This window comes from Sphingorhabdus sp., from assembly GCF_044239005.1.
GTDB lineage: Bacteria > Pseudomonadota > Alphaproteobacteria > Sphingomonadales > Sphingomonadaceae > Sphingorhabdus_B.
In genome coordinates, this window is record NZ_JBIICH010000126.1 from 1 (window position 1) to 5,867 (window position 5,867).

Consider the following 5,867-nt stretch of genomic DNA (forward strand, 5'->3'; position numbering starts at 1 on the left):
ATAAGCAGCTTTGCGTTCGCAGGCAAAGCCGTTATTGCGCCTCTCAGCGCGCGCCCTTAGCTCAGCTGGATAGAGCGCGAGACTTCTAATCTTGAGGCCACAGGTTCGACTCCTGTAGGGCGCGCCAATTGCGAACATAACCGCGAACATTTTCCGGACCATCTTTTCCTCCCGATGGCTGGCTCTCGGTCTTTGAACGCACCTTTGAACGCCCCATGGGGCTTGGAACTGGTCCGGGCCGCTTCTGGATGAGTTCCGTCTACCAGCTTTGGCGCTTCGAAAACTTCCTCGACACCGGCCAGATGCAAGATGCTTATGATGCACTCTACGTTCCTGTCATCGAGCATACTGCGGGCGATATCGACATCCATGACATCCATGAGGATGCAGCGGGCAACCCTATATTCGTCGCTACCCGCTTCAACTGTCTGGCAACTTTGTCCGATCGGGGAAGTTTTCGGGAAGTTTGGCGCCCGCCATTTATCGACCGGCTTGCCGCAGAGGATCGCTGTCACCTGAATGGAATGGCCGTGCAGGACGGCAAGCCCGCTTATGTCACCTGCCTACCACACCCCATTTTGTGCATACGCTAAAGTCATGCTGTTCGTCCGCCTTTGAGGCTGTATCCCACGATCACTTCGCCGGACGCAAAGAAGATCACATGGCAAATCCGAACTGAGGAATGAGCGTTCCGAACGTCGCAATGACGTCCTCAGGACACTCCGGGCCGAACCAGACTGCACCACGCAACAGGATTTCCGACATTCTCTAAAAAGTTATGACGCGCTCGCAACGGAGCAGCTTATGGAATGGCAGAACAATGCATTTGGCAGCTGCATTTGACGGGGCAGATAACTCCAATGGTTTGCCTAGTCATAGGGCCCATGATAGAAAATCAAAAAGGAGGGGCGTCACGACACGGATCGGGGTACGGGAATCGGGTTGTATTTCGACGCACAATTCCCGCCTGAGAGCGGTGCACATCTGAATCGCAGCATTCTGGAAAACGACGTCCAGCCCAGAAACGCCACAAGAGTATAGGGAGGATGCAGGCTGATGCTAACTAAAGGCGACGAATATCCAATCCACCAGACAGCTGAGCCCATCGCATATTCCGGGACAGATCGGAACTTTTACGACCGGTATTTCTTTAACGGCTATCAGGCAGATGGCAGCGATTTTTTCGCTATCGCCTTTGGAATTTATCCGCACCTGAACGTTGCCGATGCGCATTTTTCCTGCATCCGAGGCGACGTCCAATATTGCGTTCATGCCTCCCGCTTGTTGGATATGGAACGGATGGATCTCATCGTCGGGCCCATCACCATTGAGATACTCGAACCACTTAAGTCACTGCGCGTTGTCGTCGACAACCATGAAGGAATATCCGCCAATCTGACCTTTGTTGGCCGCGCATTCCCCGTTGAAGAACCGCGCTTCACCCGAAGGATCGGGCCGCGGACCTTCATGGATTATACCCGCATGACGCAAAACGGGCATTGGCAGGGCTGGATTGAAGTAGATGGCGTTCGGCGGGATATCGACGGCGCTGTTGGCACGCGCGACCGCAGTTGGGGTATCCGCCCCATTGGCGCCAGCGACCCGCAGCCCACCGTCCCGCAAACTATCCCCCAGTTCTATTGGCTGTGGAGCCCAGTGAATTTTCAGGATGGTGCACTCTATTTTCATGTGAATGATGATGCGCAGGGCCGACACTGGAATATCCGGGCAGTATGGTGCCCGGACGGCGCAGCTGCGCATGAAATGTTGGAAAGCGACGCGTGCGAAATGGCGGTCACGCTTAAGCCCGGCTGGCGTCACGCGGAACAGGCCGTCCTGAAAGCAGAATTCGCAGATGGGCGAAATGTCACGGCCGTCTTTGAACCGGGGGCAGCTTTTCTCATGCGCGGCATCGGCTATGGCCACCCGCAATGGCCACATGGTGGGTGGAAGGGTGTATTAACTGTCGAGCGCGAAGATCTTGACCTGACGACCGTTGAGGCGGGCCGCGCCGATCATCTCCACATACAGGCCGTCTCTCGCGTTACCATGACGCTCGGCAGTGAGAGCCAGACAGGTATAGGCATTCTGGAACAGTTGATCCTTGGCGCTTATGAACCGCTGGGTCTGAAGAGCATTTTCAATGATTGATGCAATCTCCGGTCTGGCCGATATGACCCCCGCTTGGTTGACGGCGCAGCTGCACAATAATGGCTATGATGCCAAGGTCATGTCGGTTGAATCGCACGCCATAGGCACCGGACAGGTCGGCGCGACGTACCGCCTCAAACTGACATATGATGGCCCTGCGAACGGCGCGCCTCCGACGCTCGTGGCAAAATTGCCATCCAATGATCCTGTCAGCAAAGCTGCCGGTAGATCCTATATGACCTATATGCGTGAAAGCCGTTTTTATGGGCTTTTTGCGGGTAAGAAATCGATGGCGATACCCCATCATCTCTTTATCGCATTTGATGACGACAGCCATGAATTTGCTTTGCTGATGCACGATCTTCCATCACATGCACCGGGCAACCAATTGTTGGTTCCAACGCGGGCAGAGGCCGAACTGGCAATGGATGCGGCGGCTGGCATTCACGCGGCTTGGTGGGGCGATCCATCGCTCGACACGCTTGACTGGCTCAGCGGCACGAAAGCTGTTCCGCCCCAGATGGACAGCGACGCGATTTATACGATGCTTTGGCCTGCATTTTGTGACCGATATCGCGATCGGATCACCCAAGAGATGAAAATCGTCGGTGAGCGTTATTTGGGCAATATCAAACGATGGTTAGACTCACGTTCCGGCCCACGCTGTCTCACGCACAATGATTTTCGTCCAGATAATATGCTGTACTGCGCCGACGACAAGGACAAGCCCATCGTCATCGTCGACTGGCAAACGGTTGGTGTCGGCGAAGGTGCAAGCGACATAGCCTATTACCTCGGCACATCGATGGACCCCGCTACCCGTAAAGCAGAAGAGCATGGTCTTCTGGCGCGGTATCGAACACAATTAGATCGGCACAATGTGCCCTTCGCAGACCTTGCCCACCAGTGGGATGCCTATCGGCTTGCGTCTTTTTCGGGAATGCTCATGGGTGTCACTGCGTCCATGGTCGTGGAACAGACCGACCGGGGCGACGCAATGTTTCTGGCTATGTCAGAGCGGTCGGCTTTGATGGCGATAGACCATACCGAGATTGCCCTTGATTTCTAGCCCCGCAGGAACGCTGCGACCAAATCATTGCCCTGACGGGATCAGGGTGATTTCAGTTTGGCGTCCATCGATAAAACGCACCGTCTTGCCATCAAAAAAAGCATTTTCTTCGCTGCGGAAATCGACCCGTTGCCCGCCCCATTCGGGAACGGCGGCATAGGTTGTAAGCTCGATGGACCATGCTGTGTTGGCATTAATCGCCCCGCTTCCACGCGGGTCGGCGTTTTGATTATCCCAAAAGCCAATGGACGGCCCGGCGCCATGACCATGCAAGCCAATCGGGTGCGTATAAATCGACGGATCAAGTCCGGCCGCCACGGCTTCTGCCCGCGCCAATGCCAAAGCCGCATTCCCGCTGCGTCCAACCGCAAACTGGCGCCTAAGGATATCCTGCACCCGGTTGCTGTTCGCCAGCCCCTGCCGGATGCCAGCAGGCGCATCGCGCTCGCCGGGTTTCAGAACATAGGCAAGATGCTGCGTATCGGTGCTGAGCCGCAGATAATTGATGCCAAAATCTGTCCATAGCAGGTCGCCCGGCTGAATGACCTCATCGCCTTCCAACATACCCTTTGCGCCCGCCCGCTGGATCGCGACCGAAGGATGGAACCATGGTTCGAGGCCCAGCTGAAGCAGCCGGTCACGGTACCACCATTGCACCTGCTCCGCCGTTGTCACCCCCGGGGTGATCACGGCACGCGAAAATGCCTCAGCGATTATCGCATGGGCAGTGCGCAGCACGCTGGGATAAATTTCCATCTCCGCGGGCGTCCGCGTCTCAAGCCACCGGATAGCGAGCGTTTCGCCGCTGACGATCCGCGACCGCAATGCTGCGGGCAACGCGCCTGTAAATTTTTCATATTGGCTGAGCGTCATGCCGTCGGCGAATTGATATAGGTCCGACGTGTTGATCGCAATTTTGGCCGGATCGCGCGCGGCGATTATGTCCGCGACCGCTTGCCACTGATCAGGCTGCTTGCTTGGATCCCACGCTGGCGCGAACAGGCCGCCAAGTCCATAGCGGCTAACAGTCAGACGCTCGACCGGCTTTCCATTTCCCGGATCATGGAAAATCAAGATTGTCCGGCGCCGTGCGTGCATATTCTCTGCATCCAGCATCGACGCGACCACGGGCTCTTCAAAATATTCGCGCGCCACCATCAACCACAAATCAACGCCCTGTTCGCGCATGATGGCAGGAATGATCGTATCCAACCGCGCGGCTAAAATGCGGTTTTCGGTCGCGGCCCTTTCACGGGCATTTAATATAGGCGGCAGCGCGGGTGTCTGTGCCTCGGTCTCGCGCATGACGATGGGCGCCGATACTGCCGCAGTGGCTGGCCCAATCATGGCCGCAAGCAGAGCCAGTCCAGATATCACGCGCTTTGCCATCATGCTTCCCCCAATTACATTATGCACCGACATTGGCTGGCCGCGATGCAAGGATCAAGTCCGACATGCCATTCGATGTGAAAACAGGCGATATCAGGGATAGGCTTGGGTATGAAGGAAGCCGGGATATTCCCTTACGAAATGTTCCCCCACGGCATGTTGAAGCTGTATATTGACGCGACGCACGTCCGCTAAGCGCTTGACGGCAGGCGGGTTTTCCCGCCATGCGGATGCTCATGCGTTTCTTCTCTGACAATGCCGCCCCGGTGCACCCCGCTGTCATGCAAGCCATGGCCGATGCCAACCATATCGACACCGCATATGATGGGGACCAATGGAGTGCGCGGCTCGATGCCGCATTCTCCGCTATGTTCGGCCGCGATGTCGCGGTGCTGTGGGTGGCAACGGGCACAAGTGCCAATTGCCTCGCGCTTGCGTCGCTTGTTCAGCCGCATCAGGGCGTCATTTGCCACCGTGAAGCCCATATTGAGGTTGATGAATGCGGCGCGCCGGGTTTCTACACCGCTGGTGCGAAATTGATGCTGATCGAAGGTGAAGGTGCCAAGGTAACGCCTGGAACGGTCGAGACTTGTTTGAACGGCATTCGCAACGATGTGCATCAGGTGCAGGCGGCAGCATTGTCGATCACCAACGCAACCGAATATGGCATGGTCTACAGCCCTGCGGAAGTCGCGGCCCTTGGCGCATTGTGCCATGATCGCGGTCTTGGCCTGCATATGGACGGCGCGCGTTTTGCCAATGCAGTGGCGACCTTAGGCTGTGCACCAGCCGATGTGACGGTGAACGCCGGCGTCGATATATTGAGTTTCGGTTTCGTCAAAAATGGCGGCATGGGCGCAGAGGCGCTGATCTATTTTGACCCGGCGCTCGCCGACGCTGCCCGCTATCGGCGCAAGCGGGCTGGGCATTTGCAGTCAAAAGGCCGGTTTCTTGCGGCACAATTGTTGGCGATGCTGGAGAATGATCTGTGGCTGACCAATGCGCGTTCCGCCAACGCAGCGGCGCAAATCATCGCGGGCGCAGCAGCCGAACGATTGCTTTATCCTGTGCAAGCCAACGAGATATTCTTGCGCCTGAAGCCAGTTGAAGCGGCGGCGTTGCGGGCGCAAGGTTTTGACTTTTACGACTGGGGTGTTGTTGACGAAAACTGGGGCGCAGCGCGGCTCGTCACCAGTTGGCAACATACCGAGGCCGACGTTGCCCCGCTGGCCCGCGCGATCGCTGCATTATGAGCACG

Annotated in this window: 4 protein-coding genes, 1 tRNA gene and 1 pseudogene; 5 read left to right on the forward strand and 1 reads right to left on the reverse strand. The window is 56.8% G+C overall.

Going from position 1 to position 5,867, the window contains the following annotated elements; translation table 11 throughout:
* The first annotated feature begins 50 nt into the window (after positions 1 to 50).
* From ACILQA_RS09375 to ACILQA_RS09390, 4 genes and pseudogenes are all read left to right on the forward strand, one after another.
* Positions 51 to 127: transfer RNA gene (locus ACILQA_RS09375), tRNA-Arg, on the forward strand.
* Between the two features lie 58 nt (positions 128 to 185).
* A pseudogene (locus ACILQA_RS09380) lies at positions 186 to 593 on the forward strand (DUF4915 domain-containing protein); the annotation flags it as partial.
* A gap of 463 nt (positions 594 to 1,056) precedes the next feature.
* On the forward strand, positions 1,057 to 2,151 hold the full coding sequence (locus ACILQA_RS09385; RefSeq protein ID WP_395629458.1) for a hypothetical protein: 1,095 nt from the start codon (positions 1,057 to 1,059) through the stop codon (positions 2,149 to 2,151).
* On the forward strand, positions 2,144 to 3,220 hold the full coding sequence (locus ACILQA_RS09390; protein ID WP_395629459.1) for a phosphotransferase family protein: 1,077 nt from the start codon (positions 2,144 to 2,146) through the stop codon (positions 3,218 to 3,220). The genes ACILQA_RS09385 and ACILQA_RS09390 overlap by 8 nt, the downstream gene beginning before the upstream one ends.
* A 24-nt stretch (positions 3,221 to 3,244) precedes the next feature.
* Here the strand turns inward: ACILQA_RS09390 and ACILQA_RS09395 are convergent, their stop codons facing one another.
* Positions 3,245 to 4,612 carry a M24 family metallopeptidase gene (locus ACILQA_RS09395; RefSeq protein WP_395629460.1) on the reverse strand — a complete coding sequence of 456 codons (1,368 nt, stop codon included), beginning with the start codon at positions 4,610 to 4,612 and terminating at the stop codon, positions 3,245 to 3,247.
* 233 nt (positions 4,613 to 4,845) lie between these two features.
* Here ACILQA_RS09395 and ACILQA_RS09400 point away from each other — a divergent pair, with 233 nt between their 5' ends.
* Positions 4,846 to 5,862 carry a threonine aldolase family protein gene (locus tag ACILQA_RS09400; RefSeq protein WP_395629461.1) on the forward strand — a complete coding sequence of 339 codons (1,017 nt, stop codon included), beginning with the start codon at positions 4,846 to 4,848 and terminating at the stop codon, positions 5,860 to 5,862.
* Positions 5,863 to 5,867: the final 5 nt, after the last annotated feature.